This window comes from Microvirga sp. KLBC 81 (genome assembly GCF_003075415.1).
Lineage (GTDB): Bacteria > Pseudomonadota > Alphaproteobacteria > Rhizobiales > Beijerinckiaceae > Microvirga.
Window position 1 is genome coordinate 41,951 of the sequence record NZ_QDAH01000025.1, and the last position, 19,497, is coordinate 61,447.

Annotated in this window: 18 protein-coding genes; 13 read left to right on the forward strand and 5 right to left on the reverse strand. The window is 59.1% G+C overall.

From position 1 onward, the window contains the following. Positions 1 to 130 precede the first annotated feature (130 nt). The gene (locus tag DC522_RS16450) at positions 131 to 781 is read left to right on the forward strand and encodes a hypothetical protein (RefSeq protein ID WP_116529756.1); all 651 of its coding nucleotides are present in this window, start codon (positions 131 to 133) and stop codon (positions 779 to 781) included. A 462-nt stretch (positions 782 to 1,243) separates the two neighbouring features. Further along, entirely contained in the window at positions 1,244 to 1,564 is a 321-nt protein-coding gene (locus tag DC522_RS16455) for a hypothetical protein (protein ID WP_116529757.1), read from the forward strand. Positions 1,565 to 1,845: 281 nt separating this feature from the next. Here DC522_RS16455 and DC522_RS37090 read toward each other — a convergent pair whose 3' ends face one another. Next, positions 1,846 to 2,448 (reverse strand): PAS domain-containing protein, encoded by a 603-nt coding sequence (locus DC522_RS37090; RefSeq protein WP_116529758.1) that lies wholly within the window; start codon positions 2,446 to 2,448, stop codon positions 1,846 to 1,848. 148 nt (positions 2,449 to 2,596) lie between these two features. Continuing rightward, on the reverse strand, positions 2,597 to 2,830 hold the full coding sequence (locus DC522_RS16465; RefSeq protein ID WP_116529759.1) for a hypothetical protein: 234 nt from the start codon (positions 2,828 to 2,830) through the stop codon (positions 2,597 to 2,599). 436 nt (positions 2,831 to 3,266) lie between these two features. Between DC522_RS16465 and DC522_RS16470 the strand changes: the two genes are divergently transcribed. The 6 genes from DC522_RS16470 to DC522_RS16500 all read left to right on the forward strand — a co-directional run bounded on the left by DC522_RS16470 (position 3,267) and on the right by DC522_RS16500 (position 9,156). After that, positions 3,267 to 5,912, forward strand: a complete 2,646-nt coding sequence (locus DC522_RS16470; protein ID WP_116529760.1) for an EAL domain-containing protein — start codon at positions 3,267 to 3,269, stop codon at positions 5,910 to 5,912. Between the two features lie 571 nt (positions 5,913 to 6,483). After that, a complete protein-coding gene (locus DC522_RS16480; protein ID WP_116529762.1) occupies positions 6,484 to 7,146 on the forward strand; it encodes a response regulator transcription factor in 663 nt (220 codons plus the stop codon). 325 nt (positions 7,147 to 7,471) lie between these two features. Beyond that, positions 7,472 to 7,576: a hypothetical protein gene (locus tag DC522_RS35970; RefSeq protein ID WP_245444237.1), complete on the forward strand. Its 105-nt coding sequence runs from the start codon at positions 7,472 to 7,474 to the stop codon at positions 7,574 to 7,576. An 80-nt stretch (positions 7,577 to 7,656) separates the two neighbouring features. Continuing rightward, complete coding sequence (locus DC522_RS35975) at positions 7,657 to 7,854, forward strand: sensor histidine kinase (protein WP_165820187.1); 198 nt, start codon at positions 7,657 to 7,659, stop codon at positions 7,852 to 7,854. Between the two features lie 475 nt (positions 7,855 to 8,329). After that, on the forward strand, positions 8,330 to 8,776 hold the full coding sequence (locus DC522_RS16495; RefSeq protein WP_116529765.1) for a CBS domain-containing protein: 447 nt from the start codon (positions 8,330 to 8,332) through the stop codon (positions 8,774 to 8,776). 86 nt (positions 8,777 to 8,862) lie between these two features. Further along, positions 8,863 to 9,156 (forward strand): hypothetical protein, encoded by a 294-nt coding sequence (locus tag DC522_RS16500; protein WP_116529766.1) that lies wholly within the window; start codon positions 8,863 to 8,865, stop codon positions 9,154 to 9,156. A 174-nt stretch (positions 9,157 to 9,330) separates the two neighbouring features. Here DC522_RS16500 and DC522_RS34860 read toward each other — a convergent pair whose 3' ends face one another. Then, the gene (locus DC522_RS34860) at positions 9,331 to 9,468 is read right to left on the reverse strand and encodes a hypothetical protein (protein WP_165820188.1); all 138 of its coding nucleotides are present in this window, start codon (positions 9,466 to 9,468) and stop codon (positions 9,331 to 9,333) included. A gap of 301 nt (positions 9,469 to 9,769) precedes the next feature. Here DC522_RS34860 and DC522_RS16505 point away from each other — a divergent pair, with 301 nt between their 5' ends. The 3 genes from DC522_RS16505 to DC522_RS16515 all read left to right on the forward strand — a co-directional run bounded on the left by DC522_RS16505 (position 9,770) and on the right by DC522_RS16515 (position 12,943). Beyond that, positions 9,770 to 10,204: a hypothetical protein gene (locus DC522_RS16505; RefSeq protein ID WP_116529767.1), complete on the forward strand. Its 435-nt coding sequence runs from the start codon at positions 9,770 to 9,772 to the stop codon at positions 10,202 to 10,204. Further along, positions 10,201 to 11,136, forward strand: coding sequence for a cation diffusion facilitator family transporter (locus DC522_RS16510; protein WP_205769656.1), 936 nt, complete (start codon positions 10,201 to 10,203; stop codon positions 11,134 to 11,136). The genes DC522_RS16505 and DC522_RS16510 overlap by 4 nt, the downstream gene beginning before the upstream one ends. 472 nt (positions 11,137 to 11,608) lie before the next feature. Then, positions 11,609 to 12,943 (forward strand): hypothetical protein, encoded by a 1,335-nt coding sequence (locus DC522_RS16515; protein ID WP_116529768.1) that lies wholly within the window; start codon positions 11,609 to 11,611, stop codon positions 12,941 to 12,943. 191 nt (positions 12,944 to 13,134) lie between these two features. On the opposite strand, the gene DC522_RS16520 is transcribed toward DC522_RS16515, so the two are convergent. Beyond that, on the reverse strand, positions 13,135 to 13,602 hold the full coding sequence (locus DC522_RS16520) for a cupin domain-containing protein (protein ID WP_116529769.1): 468 nt from the start codon (positions 13,600 to 13,602) through the stop codon (positions 13,135 to 13,137). 221 nt (positions 13,603 to 13,823) lie between these two features. Further along, complete coding sequence (locus tag DC522_RS16525) at positions 13,824 to 14,216, reverse strand: hypothetical protein (RefSeq protein ID WP_116529770.1); 393 nt, start codon at positions 14,214 to 14,216, stop codon at positions 13,824 to 13,826. Between the two features lie 227 nt (positions 14,217 to 14,443). Between DC522_RS16525 and DC522_RS16530 the strand changes: the two genes are divergently transcribed. Both DC522_RS16530 and DC522_RS16535 read left to right on the forward strand, forming a co-directional pair. Beyond that, positions 14,444 to 16,642 carry an ATP-dependent RecD-like DNA helicase gene (locus DC522_RS16530; RefSeq protein WP_116529771.1) on the forward strand — a complete coding sequence of 733 codons (2,199 nt, stop codon included), beginning with the start codon at positions 14,444 to 14,446 and terminating at the stop codon, positions 16,640 to 16,642. A gap of 307 nt (positions 16,643 to 16,949) precedes the next feature. Beyond that, complete coding sequence (locus tag DC522_RS16535) at positions 16,950 to 19,427, forward strand: helicase-related protein (RefSeq protein WP_116529772.1); 2,478 nt, start codon at positions 16,950 to 16,952, stop codon at positions 19,425 to 19,427. Positions 19,428 to 19,497: the final 70 nt, after the last annotated feature.

Here is a 19,497-nt window from a genome sequence, read left to right on the forward strand (position 1 = left end):
TTGGCAACGAAGAACCGCTGAAAGCATTATTCTTAACAATAGCTAGCTCGGCTGCGGATCCGTGAGCCAAAGCAGCTTAGCCGTCGGCTGGGTTGGTGACTCTCTTCCCTTATCGCGGGAGGATGGGGCCATGGTGAGGATTTTAATTTTGAGCGTAGCATTTGCCCTGATTGCCTCCGAGGGGGCGGAGTGCGCCCCAGCCCGGAAGCGAAACACGGCAGCTCAGGAACGAACGTTACCAAAACAAGTGGTGCAGGAACAGGATGAGTTCCGGTCGTGCGATGTGGCTGTCCGTGAGTTCGTTCAAGGACAGAAAGAGGCTGCGGCACTTCCTGTCAAAGAGGTCAAGGTTGATGGATTGAGGATGACGCTGAACTTCGTCCACCCCTATGGTGAAAGCGGAGACACTCCACCCAATCTTTCGTTCACAAGAGGGGAGTCTATTGAAGAGCGACGGAATGCCTTGAACGAAGCAAAGCAACGAGCTCGGACACTGGGAGAAGCGGCTAAAACCGGAAATGTCTGGTACGTCATCGTGCTCAGGAAGGAGGGCAGCGCGAGTGATGAGCGCCGTAGCCCGACGAGTGCTCCTGCGAGCGAAGGTCACCAATCTTTTGCCGATGCTGTTGTAATGGCCAGCATCGAAGGCAGGTGCATAACCGTGTCTCAGTATCAGGCGCTTCCCCTCAACATCCTGAGTGAAGATTTGCGACAGGTATTAGGTCAGCAGAATCGGGAGGCATCGCCGACTGACAGTCCCCCGCTATCGCCTCCATCATAATCTACATCAAATGCCGCACGGAAGGCGTGGGTGTGGACTGACGAGCGAGGAAGAAGGAGCGTCAAACACGCTCAAAGGAATATGCGCTCCGCGCGATTATAGGGTTGAGTGCTACGAGCATATGCTGTGGCTCTGCGCCTGGCTTGATGCTGATTTTGCAGCACTCGTCATGGCTGCACTTAATCATTCCAGTTTACGACTTGTTAGCTTTTCAGGCGCAGCCTTCTTCTGTGCCGAGTTGGCACGGTCATTGTTCTCCTGGAACCGGCCGTGAAAGGCGGCCCACCTTGAGCGCCAGGTGTGTGGCGCTCTTTCTTCGATGGCCCTGTCACTGACGACGGCGTAGTTGGGCCAGATTGAACGAGACCGTCAGTCATTTCACAATGACGGTCTACCAGTGAGGGCCCTGAAGGTACCCTCGCATGCATAGCGCACATCGAACGGTACAGAGAAGGAAATACCATGATTTTCCGTATTGTAACCGCTACTGGCCTCATGCTTGTCGCAAGCCATGCCATTGCAGCGCCATCCAAACCCAAACCTGCCTCGGCCTTGGTCATCACAAACGCCCGCGAGGTGCCTGCGACCGACATTGCTATCGGGGCCAATGGGCAAACCGTGAGGATTAAGAAACCCTTGGCTCCTCGGGCAAAGACCACTCTCAAGCTACCGAAGATGACCGGCTGCCAAGTGGCCATCGCAGCGACCTTCCCGGACGAGGCTTCGGTCGAGATGGATGAGTTCAATGTGTGCGAAGACAACACCATCCGCCTGACTGATTGAGCAGACACTTCGCGTGCTTATCCTGGCACGGTCGGTCCCCGAACCAGTCGCTGCGGCGACCTTCCCCAGAGCGCCCTAAATGGGCGCTCCTTGTTTTGGATAAATCTTTACTTCAACGTCGGCTAGAGCATCGGACGTGAAAAGTGGATCTGCACTTTTGGGATTGATCCGATGCTCCCTTCCATGATGAGCGCGTCATTTGGAGCGGAAAACAAGGGCCACTTTTCGCTGACGCGGACCTGCGGTTCCGCACGATGCGCTAGCTCGCCGGCGGTCTCGCATTAGGCCCGCGCCCACTCGGTTCGATCATAGCCCTCCACAAAGAGGCCCTTGACCTGTCCCGCTTCATCCTCGATCGGGCGGTAGACAAAGTCGATGATGTGCTCCTCGAGCGGAGCACTTGGCTTGGGCTGAACCATGACTCGCATCATGCGGCCAACGAACGTTTCCCTGGTTTGATACACATGGTCCAGCAGTTCGTAATAGCCCTGTCCACGCAGCTCCGGGAGCGCCTCCCGGACGGGTAGGCCGACAAGGTCTCGGTGGCCGACAAGTCCGAAATAGGGATTGTTGGCGCCATCAAAAGTATGTTCGGGGCCTCGTAGAATAGTCCGGAAAGCCCGGCAGCCGGGGACAGCCAGAACGCTGACCTCCTGCGAGTGCATGAGAAGCTCGCGTGCGTTGCCAAGTCCTCGCGCTACGACGAGAGGGGGAATGTCATGGGAGGTGGTGATGTTCCTGTACTCGTTGAGCGCCTCGACGGCGGCGCGAGCCTCGCGCCGAAATCGCTTCTTGAGCACCTCAGCCTCACGCTCCCAGTCCTGTGCACCTTCGAGGACATAGTAGAAGGCTTTGGCTACAGCCTCGATTTCATCCTCGGCCATATCCAACCTCAAGACACGTAAACTGCATCCGACTTTATCCAGAGTAAGCAGACTATACTCGAAAATAGGTAGTCCTTTCGGATTGTGAATGGATCCTTTGAATGAAAAATTCTGCTTGGTGCGGCGCAAAATCTCGCAAGTCCTGTCGTCAATCCGTGTCGGGGCAGTCTGCGGGTGTCTGCTCTAGCTCCTCCAAGCCCAACCTGTCCGCACTCTTGCCCTTTGAGGCCCGATGAAGCTCAAGAGTTGCGATGGTCAGCCGGGCCAGTTCCCGGTGCTGCTCTGATACTACCCCGAGGTCTTGTTCCGGGTTCTCTGGAGAGGTGGAGCGTCGCGCCCGGGCAATGGCTCTGGCAACCGCCTCTACTTCATCTTCGATCATCGCAGGTCCTCAACCCATGGCTTCAGTGGCAACAACTCGGAGCATTGGCCTGAAGCAGCGTCCCCAAGCCAGCAGCTAAGCTTACTGCAGTGCAGAAACTTCGCCTTCGCATACATTAATGATGTCGACCCTCTAGCACCGCCTGCAGGGAACTCGATTGATCCTGGTCAATGCGCGGTCGTTAGAGGCTTGAGGGAGGGGGAAGCATTGTCAGGCTGCTCCCTCAACGCCGCTTCAGCGACAAACGGAGAGACTGTTGGAAGTGGGCAGCAGAGCCTGGTGTTCTTCCGGTATGAGCAGCGTACGTGTTTGGTGTCCGAAACGCGCGGTTCTATTGAAGGGGTAAGAATAGACCAAACAGCCTAGTCGACAGCCCGGAAGCCGTGGTTCAAAAAAGATCTCCACCTGCCGTGAGCCTCAGAACTGCGAAGACAGCATGGAATTGAGTGATACCGGAGTTCCTGGACAAGCAGGTAACGCTTCTCGCGACAACCGGGTGGATGCGCTTAATCCGGAATGGCCAAGAGATGAGACGGTCTATCGCCATGCTGTGGAGCTAAGTCGGCAGGTCCCATGGATCTCGGACCCTGAAGGGAAGATCCTCTATGTCGGCCCGGGTTGGGCCGATTTGGTCGATATGGCCAAGGAGGAATTACTCGGGTGTGGCTGGATGAGGCTCGTTCACCCGGATGATGTAACGCGGGTCGTGGAGACCAGGCGGGCGACACTGGCCACGGGAGAGCCTTACGAGTGCGAGTACCGGATCAGAGTCGTCGACGGCAGCTATCGCTGGTTCCGTGTCCGGGCGGGAGCCCAGCGCAACGAATCCGGCTTCATAGTGCGGTGGTACGGCACCATCGAGGATGTCCAAGACCGGAAACGGGCTGAGTTGATCCATCGGGGGCATGCCCGCGTCCTGGAGATGATTGCCGCTGGTCGTCCCCTCCAAGACATTTTGGAGGCGCTCTGCCATTTGGCCGAGGAGCAGATCCCCGGCACCCGGTGTTCCATTCTACTGCTGGACCGGGAGCGGCAGGTGCTCTGTCTCGGGGCAGCACCGAGCCTTCCGGCCGCCTATAACACCGCTATCAATGGTTTAATCGTCCGATCCGGGGTGGGCTCCTGCGGAACTGCTGCTGCCGAGCGCCGGGATGTGATCGTCACGGAGATCGCCTCCGACCCGCTCTGGGCGGACTGGCGGGACCTTGGGTTGTCACATGGGCTGCAAGCCTGCTGGTCCAAACCGGTTCTCACGCGCTCCGGCGAGGTGCTGGGCACCTTCGCCTTTTATCACGATCAGCCGCGCGTCCCCAGCAAGGGAGAGATGGCTCGTATTGACGCCGTGCTGCACCTGGCGGCTCTGGCCATCGAGCGGCAGCAGAGTGAGGCTGCGCTGCGTGAGAGCGAAGAGCATCATCGCTACTCGGTCGAACTGAATCCGCAAATTCCCTGGACGGCCAATCCGCAGGGCAACATCCTCGATGCCTCCCTCCGGTGGCACAAGCTTACAGGGATGTCCGTTGACGAGGCACTAGGTTCCGGGTGGATGAAGGTGCTACACCCCGATGACTTGGCGCGGACACAGGAGCGGTGGCAGCACTCCGTGTTGAGTGGCGAAGCGTTCGATACGGAATATCGCGTGCGCTTGGCAGATGGGAGCTATCGCTGGTGCCGCGCTCGCGCAGCGGCTCGCCGGAATGACGAGGGTCTCATCATCCGTTGGTACGGGACGCTCGAGGACATTCACGACAGGAAGGTTGCTGAGGAGCATCTCCGCCACGCTGCCTACCACGACGATCTGACGGGCTTACCCAACCGCAGGCTTTTCCACGAGCGTCTCCAGCAGGCAGTCGGCGAGGCCGTGAACCGACAAAGATCGGTCGGGCTGATGCTCATCGACGTTGATCACCTCAAGCGGACCAATGACAGATATGGCCATGACGCCGGGGATGCCCTCTTGAAAGTGCTCGGCTCGCGATTGCAGCGGGTCGTTGGCGCCATTGACACGGTTGCCCGTCTCAGTGGTGACGAGTTCGCCGTCATTCTTCCGGATGTGGCTGACGAGGCCCAAGTTGCTGCGATGGCAAAGGCCGTTCTGGCCCAGATGCAGGAGCCTCTCAGGCGTAACGGCAGTACGCTCGACTGCCGCATTAGCATCGGAGGGACTGTCGCTATCGGAACTCACATGACTCCGGAGCAGCTTCTGAAGCAGGCCGACCTTGCTCTGTACCACTGTAAAGGCACCGGACGTGGCACGTTCACGATGTTCAACCCAGCTATGCGTGAGGAGGCGCAGAAGATCGCCTCGGCCCTGGAGATTGCCAGTAAGGCGGTGACCTTCGGCTGGATTGAGCCCTTCTATCAGTCCAAGATAAGGCCAGGCTCAGGCACACTGGGCGGCTTCGAGGCTCTCTTGCGGTGGCGTCATCCCAGCAGGGGAATTCAATCTCCCGCCGCGCTTGCTCCTGCCCTTGACGACGCCGACCTCGGGATCGCCATCGGCGAGCGCATGCGCTTTCGGGTTTTTCAGGATATGCGCAGCTGGCTCAATGCTGGGCTCGATCTCGGCCGGATTGCCATTAATGCTGCGGCCGTCGAACTCCGTCGCGGGGACTATGCCGAGCGTGTCCTTGAGGAGTTGGGCTGGACTGGCGTGCCGGCGAGTTGTCTTGAAATTGAGGTAACGGAAAGTGTCTTCCTGGATTCTGATTCTGACATGGTAGAGCAGGCGCTTCGCACTTTGAGCGCGGCTGGCGTCACGATTGCGCTTGATGATTTTGGAACTGGCTATGCGTCGCTGGCCCACCTGAAGCGGTTTCCGGTGGATGTGATCAAGATCGACCGTTCGTTTGTGAGCAAATTGGAAATGGACGCGGGGGATGCTGCGATTGTCAGGGCGGTTCTAGGCCTGGGCCAGAGCCTCGGGATCAAGGTCGTCGCTGAAGGTGTGGAAACGGCCGCGCAAGAGGCGCTTCTCCGGGAACTGGGCTGCGATCTTGTGCAGGGATATCACTTCGGTCGCCCGATGCCTGCCCAAGATGTGCCTAAGTTCATCACGTCGCGGAGCAAGGTCAAATCTTGACTACAGCATCGGACCCAAAAGTGGATTTGCACTTTTGGGACCAACCCGATGCTTTCTCCTTAAACAAGAGCATCGTCCGGGCGGAAAACCGGATCCACTTTTCCGCACGATGCTCTAGTGAATGCTCCCCGCGGCAACCGACAAACTCGCCAGCAACTCCCAAATGTCCGAACTTTACTGAACAGGCGTCATCAAAACCGTATGGCCTGCAGCATCTGTCACCTCGAAGTGCATCTGGCCAAATGGCCGCCTCCCTCGTGAATTCGTCTACACTTTGAATGACTTCCATTAGTAATGAAACGCTGTCTGGAAGTTCAATGCCATTCTGATATTCGATCAGGCCAAGCTCGTCTCGGATATGCAAATAGTATATTCCGATTAGGTACTCGTCATCTGATGTGTCATCGCTGCGCTTCATCTTTGGTGCGCCGACAACGCGCTAATGCCTACTTGGCAAGACAGCCTAATCGGCTGCCCGCGCTGTCCTAGGCCATTTGGTATAAGGAACCGGCGCCCTATCAGTCGCATTTTCCGGCTAAGCCTTTGGAAGTACTCCGAAAGGGTGTTTGTTATGGATAAAGCTGGCCATATTGCATTGATAGCTGATGATGACGAGTACTTCCGGCTGGCGCTTCAGACTATCTTGGCAGACCAGCTCGGGTTTTCCAGCATCGTCCAGGCAGCTTCCCTTGACGAGGCCTTGGAGCAGCTCTCCCAAAAGCCTAGTAAATCGCTGGCCTTGTTTGATTATTCTATCCCCGGCATCAAGAGTGCTGCTTGCCTAACTGCTGTGCGTGACTGCTTTCCCAACCTCCGGTTGGCAGTCCTGTCAATGTCCCAACAGAAGCAGGATATCCTTGCAGCTCTGAATGCGGGTGTTCACGGCTACTTGCCGAAGACGATCAGTCCGGCTCAGCTGGTGTCGGCCCTGCGGTTGATCATGGACGGCCTCATCTATGTTCCGCCGTCAGTTGCGTCGATTGCACCTGCCTCAGACGGGGTGCAGATGCTGAAAGCTGTGACTGAGAAGAGACTGCCGATCGAAAACCTGACCCCCCGGCAGAGAGAAGTTCTCGAGCTTCTGATGCAAGGCAAATCGAACAAGGAGATCGCGAAGAGCCTGAGCCTTGGCGAGGGAACAGTCAAAGTTCATATGGCTGCGCTGTTTCGGGCATTCGGAGCACGGTCGCGAGCGGCGGTGGCGGCGGCTGGCTCACAGTTGCTATCCGGCTGATGCCGCAACGTCCGATCAGCGCTCAACACGCATATGCAGAAAGTCGTGAGTCTGCTCTTCCGGAAAATATCCGCTTCCGCCGTGTTCGGAATATCCCCCCTTAAGACACCGAGCTGACCTTATCCGGATTTCCGGATGGGCGGCGTGAGCAGACCTTTATTCAGTCCGCTCTACTTCCCAATCTGACCCTGACCGCATCTCGAGACCTGCATCGGCTCATCGGCATGATCGTAGAGGTCCGGGACATCAGGGCCGAGAAGGTGCAGGAGCACAGCGGCTTCTGATTAAGGAATTCGATCATCGGGTGAAGAACACATTGGCCACTGTGCAGTCGATTGCGGCGGAGACGCTGCGCAATGCGCCCTCAAGGAAGCCAAGGAGGCGCTGGAGAGCCGTCTTTAAGCGTTGTCCCGCAGGCATGACGTCCTGACGCGAGAACTGGGAAGATAGCAACTTATACGAAATTGCTGCGCAGGCGGTGAACTCTATTCGAGCAGGGTCGATGACCGCTTGCATCGGAAAGGGCATCAGGTTCGTTTGCCGCCGCGCATCGCTCTTTCGCTTGCCGTGGCGTTCCAGGAACTGGCAACGAATACAGTTAAGTATGGTGCCCGCTCGACCGCCTGTGGCGAGGTTCGCGTTGCTTGGTCTGCGATCCTGCAGGAGATGGAGCGCTGGGAAGACCAGCACGGACAGGATGCAGCCTGAATGAGCAAGCCTGGCAACAACAATGAACCTGAGCACTGGGAACTAACATAAGTTAAATCCCGTTCGAACGTTATGACGCCGGGCGGATCCAGAGATCCTCCTGTCGTGCTCGTGCTTGCGGACGAGCCGCTGGGGCGCATGGTTGTGGTCGATAAACTGGAGGACGTGGGCTTTCGCGTTCTGGAGGCGGCGAGCGCTGACGTAGCCTTGGTGGTGCTGGAGATGCATTCCAAAGAGGTGCCTGTGCTGCTCACCGACGTGGACATGCCCGGCCCGTGGCTGACGAGATCCCTGACGATGGCCAGCTCTTGCCGGAGCGTTGCCGCAGCGCCACTCTCGTGCGGTACATTGCGGAGACGATGCAAACCCACGAGGGCCATAGGACCGGTCCGAACGCGTCATGAGAGATCTCGCCCAGTGAGAGGCGAGGGACGATGAACATGAAACTGACGGGGGCGCCTGTGAGGAGGAGCTCATGAGAGTCAGTGAAGTTATGACACGGGATGTGCGCCTGATCGAACCCACCCAGACGATTCAGGATGCGGCAAAGCTAATGTCTGAACTGGACGCCGGCATCATGCCTGTGCGCGAGGGCGACCGCTTGGTTGGCATGATCACCGACCGGGACATCACGGTTCGGGCTGTTGCCCAAGGTAGGGGACCAGACACACCTGTCCGGGAGATAATGACGGACGAGGTGCTGTATTGCTTCGACGACGATGAGACCGACGCGGTGGAGCGCAACATGGCCGACATCAAGGTCCGGCGTTTGCCTGTGCTCAATCGCGACAAGCGTCTGGTTGGTATCGTCTCGCTCGGAGATCTGGCGGTGAGTGATAAGGCTTCTAAGATTGGAGCCGCAATGGCGGGCATTTCGCAGCCTGGCGGTCAGCACAGCCAGACCGGAGGACCACGCACCTGAGTTGGGATACGGGAGGGGTCCGTCTCTAGTGGCCCCTCCCCAGTTCAGTTCTATTCAGGCGAAACAGTTGGGTCGGGAGATGCTCAATGATCTGGGCCCGCAGGATCATCGACCCGGCCGAATGGAACGAGGTCCAGGATCAGTTCGAAAACTTATTCGTGAAGCTGGGTTGCCCAGGTCAGATGATGCTGGTGACTGCCTCCGGCCCGGGCCCGCCCACGCTCTTCGCCAGCCTCCCGAATTCGGTCCTTCTGAGCGCATTGACGGGTTTCGAGCGGATCACGGACAGCGAGCTTCCAGCCGAAGCTTCGCTTCTCGTCGGCCATCACCACGCGTTCGAGAAGCGCTTCACGTATCCCAAGTGGAAGCCTCCAGGCTAAGGGTCGCCGCGTATTTCTGACGTGGACCAAGCCGGAGGTTATCCGCTGAGCGGCTGACGCTGCCACATCGTGCGGAACAATGGATCCGGTTTTTGAGCTCGAACGATGCGCTCCTCCAGAGAATGAGCATCGCATCGATCCCAAAAGTGGATTCCACTTTTCACGTCCGAGGCTCTAGTGCTTGGTGTCCGTTCGCGCCTCGACGATTTCGCTCACGACCCATTTTGTGGACTTGGCCGTCACACTTCCTTTGGGCTTCTCTTTCTTCGGCTTCTTCGCTTCCCGGTTACCATACTGTTCGCGGTGGGCCATGACCTCCTCCTACATCCAGGATCGTCTCAAGGATTCGGTGGGTTGCACTGTTGAACTATACCACACCCGGGAAGCAGCTGGGTGTGGAGGGTGCTGGAAGCACAGGGCGGCCTTTTGCGGGTAACCACGTAATCCAGGCTTTCAACGGCACAGCCCGGAAGCGGCTGGGACACGATCCTCCCTCGGTCCGATGCTGCCTCACATCGGAGGGTTCGCGTCTGGGTGAACCAAACCTTGGCCCTTTCGTTCAATCATTGATGAACCAACTTCGGAGACGTGACCCGGGATCATGAGACCTTGTGTGCTGATAGCGTTCCTTGTTGGATCCACGCTTGCCGGATGCGATCTTCCGCGCGACCCAGAGGAGACTCTGGAAGCGGTGAGAGGGCAGGAACTGCGCGTGGGGGTTCTCAAGTTCGGTGAGAACGCCGAGAAGGACCGTCCCATTGTCGAGCGACTGGCCGCCAGCCTTGAAGCGAAACTGGTCTATGTGGAAGGTGACGCCCATGCTCTGTTCGAGGACCTGAAGCGCGGACACCTCCACTTGGTGATCGGCGGCGTGCCGGAGACGACACCCTTCGAGAAGGAACTTGGGCTGTCCAAGCCGGTCGGGCCGTTGCACGGCGCCCGTGAGGAGGAGGACCGTGTCATTGCCGTCCGCCCGGGCGAAAACGCCTTCCTCCTGCGGGTGAACCAAGCCATTGAGGCCGCGAAAGCGGGAGGAGCGGGGTCGTGAGCGAGACGCGTCCCAAGCTGCCGGTCGATGTTGAAAAGGCGATGAGGCGGGCTGAGCGCCTGGCGTGGCTCAGCATCGTGCTCCTGAGTACGATCATCCTCGTCATGGCTGCCGTGATGGGCGGCAGCCAGGCCATGCAGACAGCCTGGGTCGAGGATATGCTCAGCCTTCTGCCGCCTGTCGTGTTCCTGATCGCGCTCAAGCTGGAGAGGAAGCCAGCCACGGAGAAGTTCCCCTTCGGTTTCTATCGGGTGAACTCACTGGCCTTTCTGATCGCAGCGGGAGCGCTGACCACGATGGGCGCGCTGCTGCTCTACGAGGCTGCCTCGACCCTGATCAAGCAGGATCACCCGACCATCGGCTCGTTCCAGCTGTTCGGTCAAGAGATCTGGCTGGGCTGGGCCATGATCGCCGTGCTGGTCTACTCGGTGATCCCGCCGGTCATCCTAGGACGGCTGAAAAAACCCGTCGCGGCCAAGATCGCCGACAAGGTGCTGCACACCGATGCCCTGATGAATGCCGCCGACTGGCAAACTGGGCTGGCCGGCATCCTCGGCATCCTCGGTGTCAGCTTTGGTCTCTGGTGGGCGGATGCCGTAGCGGCTGGCTTCATCTCATTCTCGATCCTGATGGATGGTCTGAGGTCTGTGCGGACCTCGGTTGTCGAGCTCATCGATGGCGCGCCGCGCAGGATGGACAGCGGTAAGATCGATCCGCTCGTGAATCGGGTGACGGACAAGCTGAGGGCCGAACACGGTGATGTGAACATTCAGGTGCGCGAGACCGGCCGCTACATGCGGGCGCTCATCGAGCCGTCCGACCGGCCGCATGTCTCCGGCGAGCGGGCAAGGGCACTGATCGGCGAGGAGGATGCCTGGCGGCTGATCGAGGTAGCCGTGGAGCAGCGGGAGGATGAACCGAACCGCACGTGACCATGCCCATCAACGCAGATCGCTCCAAGCCTGTCTCCGCACTGACGAAGACGAAGATGATGACTCGGGTCGAGCTGATCGTCTCGGCTGGATTGCGGAAGTTTTATTGAGTTTCGGAAAAAAGCTGACTACATACCGGGCTCGTTTCCATTCGAATATTTTTCCATGCACCGGCAGCCAAATTTCATCAAAACGCATTGGTCGGCGTGGCAAAGCAAATGCTTTGCCAGCAGGCCCAGTCTGCTGGAACATGAACAGGAGCAGCGATCCAGTTTCGGATCCGGACCCTCGCCCCAAGAGACACGCTCCGCACCAATCGGCACCATGTTCTTGGTGCTCTTCCCCTCACAGTCGGCTTGAACGTTCATCGTCGCCGGCTCTACCCGGCGACCTCCTTTCATTGCAGATCCCCATTCGGTCGTGATGCAGGATCGCCGGATCACAGCCTCGCTGAGAGAAGGAGAACCCTGCCGTGAACAGGGTATGGACTGAAGAAGAACTCGATATCCTGCGCCGTGACAGGGCTGCGAAAGTGCCGGTCCCCGTGACAGCCGCGAAACTCGGAAGGCCGGTGCCTGCGACCTATGCTAGGGCCCGTCTGATCGGCACTCTTGTGCAACCCCATCAGCCCTGGGACGAGGCGAGCGTAGCTCATCTGCGCGAGCTGGTATCAGCCGATCCGCCCATGACGGACAAACGCATCGCGGAAAAACTCGGGAGAACCGTCACCCAGATTCGCTGGAAGATGCAGGACCTCGGGTTGATCGGCGTCAGGGATCTCTCAAAGCTCGCAAAAAACACGGCCTCCGAAATGATCAGGCCCAAAGCCGCGAAGCCCCTGAAACAGGAGCCTGTCCAGGATACGAAACCTGCACCGCAGAAGAGGATTTCTGCCATACCGGCAGCGGTCCCAGCACGGGCGACGGCTGCTGCGCTCACGGTAGTTCCCGCTCCGACGGCTCCTGCGCCGATCGACCCCCGTGCAGCGCTCGAGCGCGCGCTCAAGCGTCTTGAGGCCACGCTGGCCGAGCGCTTGAAGAACTCAGTCGCGGAGGCGGAGGCCGGCATGGTGCGGGCTGCCATGGACGCCATCGCCGAGAAGCGCCGGATCGACCAGCACCTTGCTGATCTCGGCAAGCGGATCGACGATGCTCAAGCCGAGGGCATTGCAAAAGCGGAGCGGGTGAAGGCGGAGGCGATAATGGCCGAAGCCGCCGCGTCATCCGAACGTAGGACCGATGATGTCGCGCTCCCGATCCGCGAAGGCGAATCCCCCCTGGAGAAGCCAAAGCGCGCGGCCGCCAAACCTGCCATCAAGAAGCCTGTCGTGCCTGCGGCGCAGGGTGTGTCTCAGGCTGCAGCGCCTCGGCAGATGAAGTCACCTGCATCGCCTCCGACACCGAAGATCGTCGTGGTGGAGACATCCATGGCGGCTCGTCCGGAGTCAGGCGCAGACCCAGCCCCCGCCCAAGTGTCTGGCCGGGGCGGTTGGAAATCCGTGCGCCGGGACCCGGCGCGCGTCATGGCTCAGGCCAAGGCCAAAGCCAAGGCGACGAACCGAGCGGATGCCGTCGATCTCGCCCAGGCAGCTCAGGCTGCCATCGAGCGTTTCATCGCGGAGCGTGGTGTCACGAAGACGGAGACGAATGGCATTCAGACTCTTGTCTCCCGTCTTCAGGCGCGCGGCTATATCGTCGTGCAGGACGGCGACGGCTGGGTCATCGACCAGCGTCGTCGTATCGTCGGCGAATCTGCTCTCATTGAATTTGCAGAGGCCCGCGGCATCTCCCTGGATGTGGCTGCATGATGAAGCAGGGCGTGCTTCATCCGGCAGCCCCAGGTAAGCTCACCGGAACTGAGACAGCATCCGGCGTGAGGTCTGCTGTCACATGCATGGCCTTGACCCATTTACCAAAGGTAGGGGGCGCTGGACATACCTGGAGACAGCCTCCCCAATCATGGCTTCAGTCGACAGGGATCTGGGGCAGATCGCATTTTCTACGACAGGGGCGGGCCGACGAGTTCTATCCCAAATTGCCGGCAGGCGCGGGCAAGGGCCTCAGCCTGCTCGGGCGTGGGAGGGCCAGATGGGTCGGGCAGTCCCTCTCTCTCGGCTGGGCGTCCAAACGCACGGATGAAGTTCTCGAACTCGCCTCGTGTGATCGTGAGCATGCGGGCCTCAGCCGACTCGACCCTGTAGGTGTGGGGAATGCCCTTGGGCGCAAGTAGGATCTCACCCGCTCCGGCCCGGCGCTCCTGATCGCCCACGCGATAGCGCACGTCGCCTTCGAGCACGTGGAAGACCTCGTCCTCATCATGGTGGATGTGCAGAGGCGGAGAGTCTCCCTGTGAAGCCCGATGCTCAAGCACGGAGATGCCGTCCGAACCTTCACGTGCCGAGATGCGGATGGTGACGTGGGTGTTAAGAAACCAGAGGCTTCGATGATCAGTGGCGCCGCCGTCCACGTCTAAGCTCTCCCTCGCAGCATACGGGAGAGCTTAGAGCATCGTGCGGAAAAGTGGATCCGGTTTTCCGCTCTCAACGATGCTCTCATTCAAGGAGAAAGCATCGGATGGGTCCCCAAAGTGCAAAGCCACTTTTCACGTCCGAGGCTGTAGCGTATCGGCGCTCTGACAGCGAACAAGGGAAATTCCGGGGATCAGGAGGCCTGCTGCTGAAGGAGACGTCAAGTCACCGACGATTGCAGGATTCCCCCAAGGTTCGCACCTGCGCTTAGGCTATTCGACTTCCGGGCCCTCACTTCCGCCTTCAGCCTCTCTTTCTCAGCCTGTAGAGCTTCGTTTCTCTCGACGTGCTCTCGGTTGGCGCGGGTCAGTTCCTTATTCTCGTTCCGAAGATCAGCAATTTCAGCTTTTAGCTCGTTCCGCTCAGCAATGACGTTCTCCTCGCGCTTGGCCTGCGCCCGCCGATCGCGAATTTCTCGCTGCTGGTCAGCTATCTTGTTTTGCAGATTCCTGATTTTCTGCTCGGCTTTCGCGAGCATCCGCTGCATACCCTTCACCTCTTGCTCAGTCTCGCTGCGCTCGGTGAGCTTTCGCCTTGTTCCTGTACTAATCACGGTCCGGTTTGCCTCTCCTGCACGATTGTCGCAAAAAGAACAAACATAGAACGTACTGGAGGTCAAGGAAATGCACGATTTTGCTGCTTACCTCCGGCTTCCTCATAACGGCTCCCGTGCCTGTGCTGGCTCATCTGAGTGGGAAGAGGGAACGGAGGAGAGCGAACTCGTGAGCAAGGCCGTACTAGAACAAACCCGAAGAGGCTGGGAACCTCCCGGCAAACAGCATGAATCAGATGTTCCGACCGCCACAGGCTGATCAGAAACCTGTTCTGGAGACCCTCGCGGGCTCGGTCGAACGCGTCACCTTCCATAATGCGGAGAACGGCTTTGCTGTCCTGAAGGTGCATACACGAGGCAAGCGGGACCTTGTGACAGTGGTCGGTCACACCCCTGCGGTTTCGGCAGGAGAATGGATTACGGCGAGCGGCCTTTGGATCAGCGACCGCACCCATGGGCTTCAGTTCAAGGCTGAGGTCCTCAAGACAACCCCGCCAACTGGCGTCGAGGGCATCGAGAAGTATCTTGCCTCAGGTCAGATGCGCGGCATCGGGCCAGCGATGGCAAAGCGGATCGTGGCAGCCTTTGGCGAGAATACCTTCGAGATCATAGAGGCCAGTCCTGATCGTCTGACGGAGGTGCAGGGGATCGGTCCCATGCGGGCCTCCCGCATCGTGGCAGGCTGGACCGAGCAGAAGGCCGTGAGGGAGATTATGATCTTCCTGCACTCGCATGGCGTCGGCACGGCACGAGCGGTGCGTATCTTCAAGACCTATGGCTTTGAAGCAATTCAAGTCATGACCGAGGACCCGTATCGTCTTGCGAAGGACGTGCGGGGAATAGGCTTCAGAACCGCCGACTCCATTGCAGCCAAGCTCGGGATGGAGAAGACGGCTTCACAGCGCATCCGGGCCGGTATCTCGTTTGCACTTCAGACCGCCACGGACGAGGGACATTGCGCTTTGCCGATCGAGGCTCTGACCCAGCTGGCTGAGCGGCTCCTTGAAGTCGAACGAGAACTGATCCGGACAGCAATCGTCGAGGAGCTTGCCTCGGGAGAGGTCGTTTCCGATACGATCGGCGCTGAAACCTGCCTTTTCCTGAAGGGGCTTTACCTGGCCGAGCGGGCCATTGCCTCTCGGCTGATCGAGCGGGCGTCCGGTCCACCACCATGGCCCGAGATCGACCTTGAGCGAGCCATTCCATGGGTCGAGGCCCGCACGGGCAAGGCGCTGGCGACGTCACAGCGGGAGGCTCTAAGGCTGGTCCTTCGCTCCAAGGTGGCAGTCGTGACTGGCGGTCCCGGAGTCGGCAAGACGACTCTTCTCGATACGATCCTGCGCGTCCTGGTGGCCAAGGGCGTCAAGGTGGCGTTGGCGGCTCCGACTGGGCGAGCGGCGAAGCGGATGACGGAGCAGACCGGGCTGGAGGCGAAGACGATCCACCGCCTTCTGGAGATCGCCCCCGAACACGGCGGCTTCTCGCGTAATGAGGAGAACCCGCTCGATTGCGATCTGCTTGTGGTGGATGAGACCTCCATGGTGGATGTCCCGCTCATGAATGCCCTGACCAAGGCCATTCCAGCGCATGCCGGGTTGCTGATGGTGGGAGATGTGGACCAGTTGCCCTCCGTTGGATCAGGGCAGATCCTGGCCGACATCATTGGCTCGGATCGCATTCCGGTCGCCCTGCTTACGGAAGTCTTCCGCCAGGCGGCCGAGAGTCGGATCGTGGTGAACGCCCACCGCATCAACAAAGGTCAGATGCCCGAGCCTCCGAAGGCAGGCGAGGAGAGCGACTTCTACTTCGTCGAAATCGACGCTCCCGACGAAGGGGTGCCGAAGATCGTCCAGATGATCAAGGAGCGGATTCCCCGCCGCTTCGGCCTTGATCCGATGAAGGACATTCAGGTGCTGTGCCCGATGAACCGGGGTGTTCTCGGCGCCCGCAACCTCAACATCCAGCTTCAGGAGGTGCTCAATCCCAATCCTGCGTCCAAGGTGGAACGGTTTGGATGGCGGTTCTCGCCGGGAGATCGGGTGATGGAAACCCAGAACGACTATGACCGGGAGGTCTTCAACGGCGATCTGGGCACAGTGGTACGGATCAACGACGAAGAGGGAGAACTGATCGCGGCGTTCGATGGTCGGGAGGTCTCGTATCCGTTTGGCGAACTCGACACGCTCGTGCCCGCCTATGCAACCACGATCCACAAGTCGCAAGGCTCGGAGTATCCCGCCGTCATCATTCCTGTCGTCACGCAGCATTTTACGATGCTGGCCCGCAACCTGCTCTACACCGGCGTTACGCGAGGCAAGCGTCTGGTCGTATTGGTCGGCCAGAAGAAGGCTGTGGCAATGGCGGTAAGGCTCGGACAGATGAAGAGGCGCTGGACGAAACTGCGGGAGTGGATAGCAGCAGCCTGACAGGCTGAAGGGTCCAGGCAGCCCCGACCGTCAAAGCATCCATTCTTTCAAAGCACCATAGGGCAGCACCTGTCATCAGCTCTTGTTGAGGTAGCGGAGCACCTCTTAACCCCGAAGCCGCTCTTTGCACAGGGGTCCAACTTCGGCTCTGGTCGAACAACAAGACTTGCAGGTGGTTATCTCCCAACCGCCCCTATTTCGTCCTTTTTGTCCTAGGGCAAATCTGGAACTGGAGACGGCGCCACGCCCCGCAATCCGAGGTATGGGCGTCGACTCCTGGTTCCGATTGCTTCCATCGGATTTGTGAATGTCCAAGAAACCGAAAGATCTCGTCACCATCAATCACCTACCTGGGATTCTTCTTGCCAGCGCTGTTGAATGCGAGAGGTGGATCGAGGCTGGGCTTATTCCGGTTGCGGGACGGGAGACATATCGAAAGTCGGGGCGCACATACGAAGCTCGAATGTTCGACCCGGAGGTCATCGCCAAGCTGGCGGCGGAGGTTCCTGCATGGCGGGCTCGGGATGAAGCCAACATGCAAGACAGGCGCGGCAACGCTGCGCGTACGCGGAACGATGCAGATGACGAAAGCCGGCTGGTGACACCTGTTGATGATATCTCTCATCGACGTCGGCAGAGCATCTTGGCGCCCGTTCGGAAGAATACGGGTATTTATATCGTCGAGGATATCCGCAGGCTCGATCGTAACAATCGTGTCACGGAGCGACAGCCGCGGAACTCCGGGCCAAGGTCTGATCGTGCGTTTGTCGGCTATCGCGCCGTCTTCAGCAAGGACGTCCAGATCCTGCCAGATGGCGGTCCGACTGAGGTTTTGGTCGAGTTCGCGTTTGCCGAACCGCCGGAGGTTGCGGCTGTCGCTCTGTCGCCAAGCCGGATTGGGCCAGCCGAGATCAAGGGCGCAGCCGAAGCCCTTGAGGCTCGGCTGGTTGAATTACGGGATGCAACGCATGAGTCATGTGAGCAGGAGGTTGCGAGCTGGCGCGACGAACTCGATACCTATCTGGCCGCCTATCAGGATGACCAGGAGCGACAAGCCATCCTAGGGGGCATTCTTTCAGCCCTCGAAAAGCTCGACCGCATCCACGGAACCGACAAGCACGGACCTGCGGGTGTAGGGCGCAGGCTCCGCCAGAAACTTGATGACATCCGATCCAAAGCCTCCGCCAGGAGGCTCCGGCACATGCGAGAGGCTCAGATTCGGGAGGCGTCCGGCTACGAGCGGTACGCCGCGATCTTCCCGGTCGCCCGGTCCCTGGAACGCAAGTTCGTTTTCCTCGCCGGGCCAACCAATTCAGGCAAGACCCACGAGGCTCTCCGATTGGCCGGAGAGGCTCAGACAGCCGAGATCCTCTCGCCCTTGAGGCTCCTTGCGCTTGAGCATTACGAGCGCTTGAGCGAGGGCAATTTCTCGGCCGGCATGGTCACCGGTGAGGAGCGCATTCTCCCCGAAGGTGCAACACATGTCGCCCGTACCATTGAGACCCTGGACCTACACCGAGTTGTCGATGTCTGCGTGATCGATGAGGTGCAGATGCTCAGTGATCCCAATCGAGGATGGGCGTGGACGCAGGCCATCGTTGGGGCTCCGGCTCGTCTCGTCGTTCTGACCGGAGCTCCCGAGGCGATCCCTCTCGTCGAGCATCTCCTGGCAATGACGGGAGAGTCGTTGGATATCAAAATCCTCAAACGAAAGGGACCACTTCATGTGGAGCGCGCTCCTGTCGAACTCAACAAGCTTTCCAGGGGCGACGCGGTCATCGCCTTCTCGCGTGCGAATGTCCATGAACTCCGCGCCCGGCTCGTTCAGTCAGGGCGCACGGTAGCGACCGTTTATGGTGCTCTTGGTCCGGAGGTCCGCAGAGCCGAGGCTGCACGCTTCCGCAACGGCGAAGCAGAAATTCTCGTTGCAACAGATGCAATTGGAATGGGCCTCAATATCGGCCCGCTTCGGAGAGTTGTTTTCTCGACACTCCGCAAGTTCGATGGTGTCCAGGAAAGGCAGCTTACTTCAATGGAGATCAAGCAGATTGCAGGTAGAGCAGGGCGTTTCGGCCATCATTATGAAGGACTTGTCACTGCGCTTCTCGAGGCTGGCCCTTATGGACGTGCCGAAGCGATCATCTCAAATGCATTGACGGGAGAGGGTACAAAGCTCCGTGGCAAGGCCTATGTGCGTCCTAATCAGGAGACGGTCATGTCAGCGAGCGGGGTTCTCCAGACTGACCGGCTCGGCCACGTTCTTCGTCACCTGAATGACACTCTCGTGGCCGGTCACCCAGATCTCCGCATGGCCGATATGGAGGAGATGATTGAGCTCGCGCTTCTTCTCGATACGGTGGATATGCCGATTCTCGATCGCCTGTCCTATGCCATTGCTCCTGTCGAAGTCCGGGAGCGCATGGCGGTCGAACTTCTTCTCGAATGGGCCAGGCAGCATGCTGTGAATGGCTTGGTCCAACCGCCAAACTTCGGTTTGCACACCGATCTTCTGAAGCTCGAGGCCAGAGTGAAAATCGCAACGACTTGGCTTTGGCTGGCGCAGCGGTATCCGCACGTCTACGAAGATGTCGAAGCCGTGATCAATTTACGTTCAGATCTGAATTCTAAGATCGAGGAGAAGCTGATAGCGACCTCGATCGCTCGCCGGAAAGGGGCGGATGAAAAGCAACGGCAGCACAAAGGCCGGAGGCCAGAGTTGAAGAAAGACCGACACAAACAGAACCGTTCCGAGACCAAGGAACGCCGGGATCGCTCTCGGGCCTAACCGCCGAACGCACGAACCCGGCGCGCGGCCTGTTCCACGCCTCGATCTACATTGATCTCCGACGTTTGCC

Excerpts from the sequence above, each read along its gene's own strand:
- DC522_RS16450 (WP_116529756.1), top strand. The coding sequence starts at position 131 with ATGGTGAGGATTTTAATTTTGAGCGTAGCATTTGCCCTGATTGCCTCC.
- DC522_RS16455 (WP_116529757.1), top strand. The coding sequence starts at position 1,244 with ATGATTTTCCGTATTGTAACCGCTACTGGCCTCATGCTTGTCGCAAGC.
- DC522_RS37090 (WP_116529758.1), bottom strand. The coding sequence starts at position 2,448 with ATGGCCGAGGATGAAATCGAGGCTGTAGCCAAAGCCTTCTACTATGTC.
- DC522_RS16465 (WP_116529759.1), bottom strand. The coding sequence starts at position 2,830 with ATGATCGAAGATGAAGTAGAGGCGGTTGCCAGAGCCATTGCCCGGGCG.
- DC522_RS16470 (WP_116529760.1), top strand. The coding sequence starts at position 3,267 with ATGGAATTGAGTGATACCGGAGTTCCTGGACAAGCAGGTAACGCTTCT.
- DC522_RS16480 (WP_116529762.1), top strand. The coding sequence starts at position 6,484 with ATGGATAAAGCTGGCCATATTGCATTGATAGCTGATGATGACGAGTAC.
- DC522_RS16495 (WP_116529765.1), top strand. The coding sequence starts at position 8,330 with ATGAGAGTCAGTGAAGTTATGACACGGGATGTGCGCCTGATCGAACCC.
- DC522_RS16500 (WP_116529766.1), top strand. The coding sequence starts at position 8,863 with ATGATCTGGGCCCGCAGGATCATCGACCCGGCCGAATGGAACGAGGTC.
- DC522_RS34860 (WP_165820188.1), bottom strand. The coding sequence starts at position 9,468 with ATGGCCCACCGCGAACAGTATGGTAACCGGGAAGCGAAGAAGCCGAAG.
- DC522_RS16530 (WP_116529771.1), top strand. The coding sequence starts at position 14,444 with ATGAATCAGATGTTCCGACCGCCACAGGCTGATCAGAAACCTGTTCTG.
- DC522_RS16535 (WP_116529772.1), top strand. The coding sequence starts at position 16,950 with ATGTCCAAGAAACCGAAAGATCTCGTCACCATCAATCACCTACCTGGG.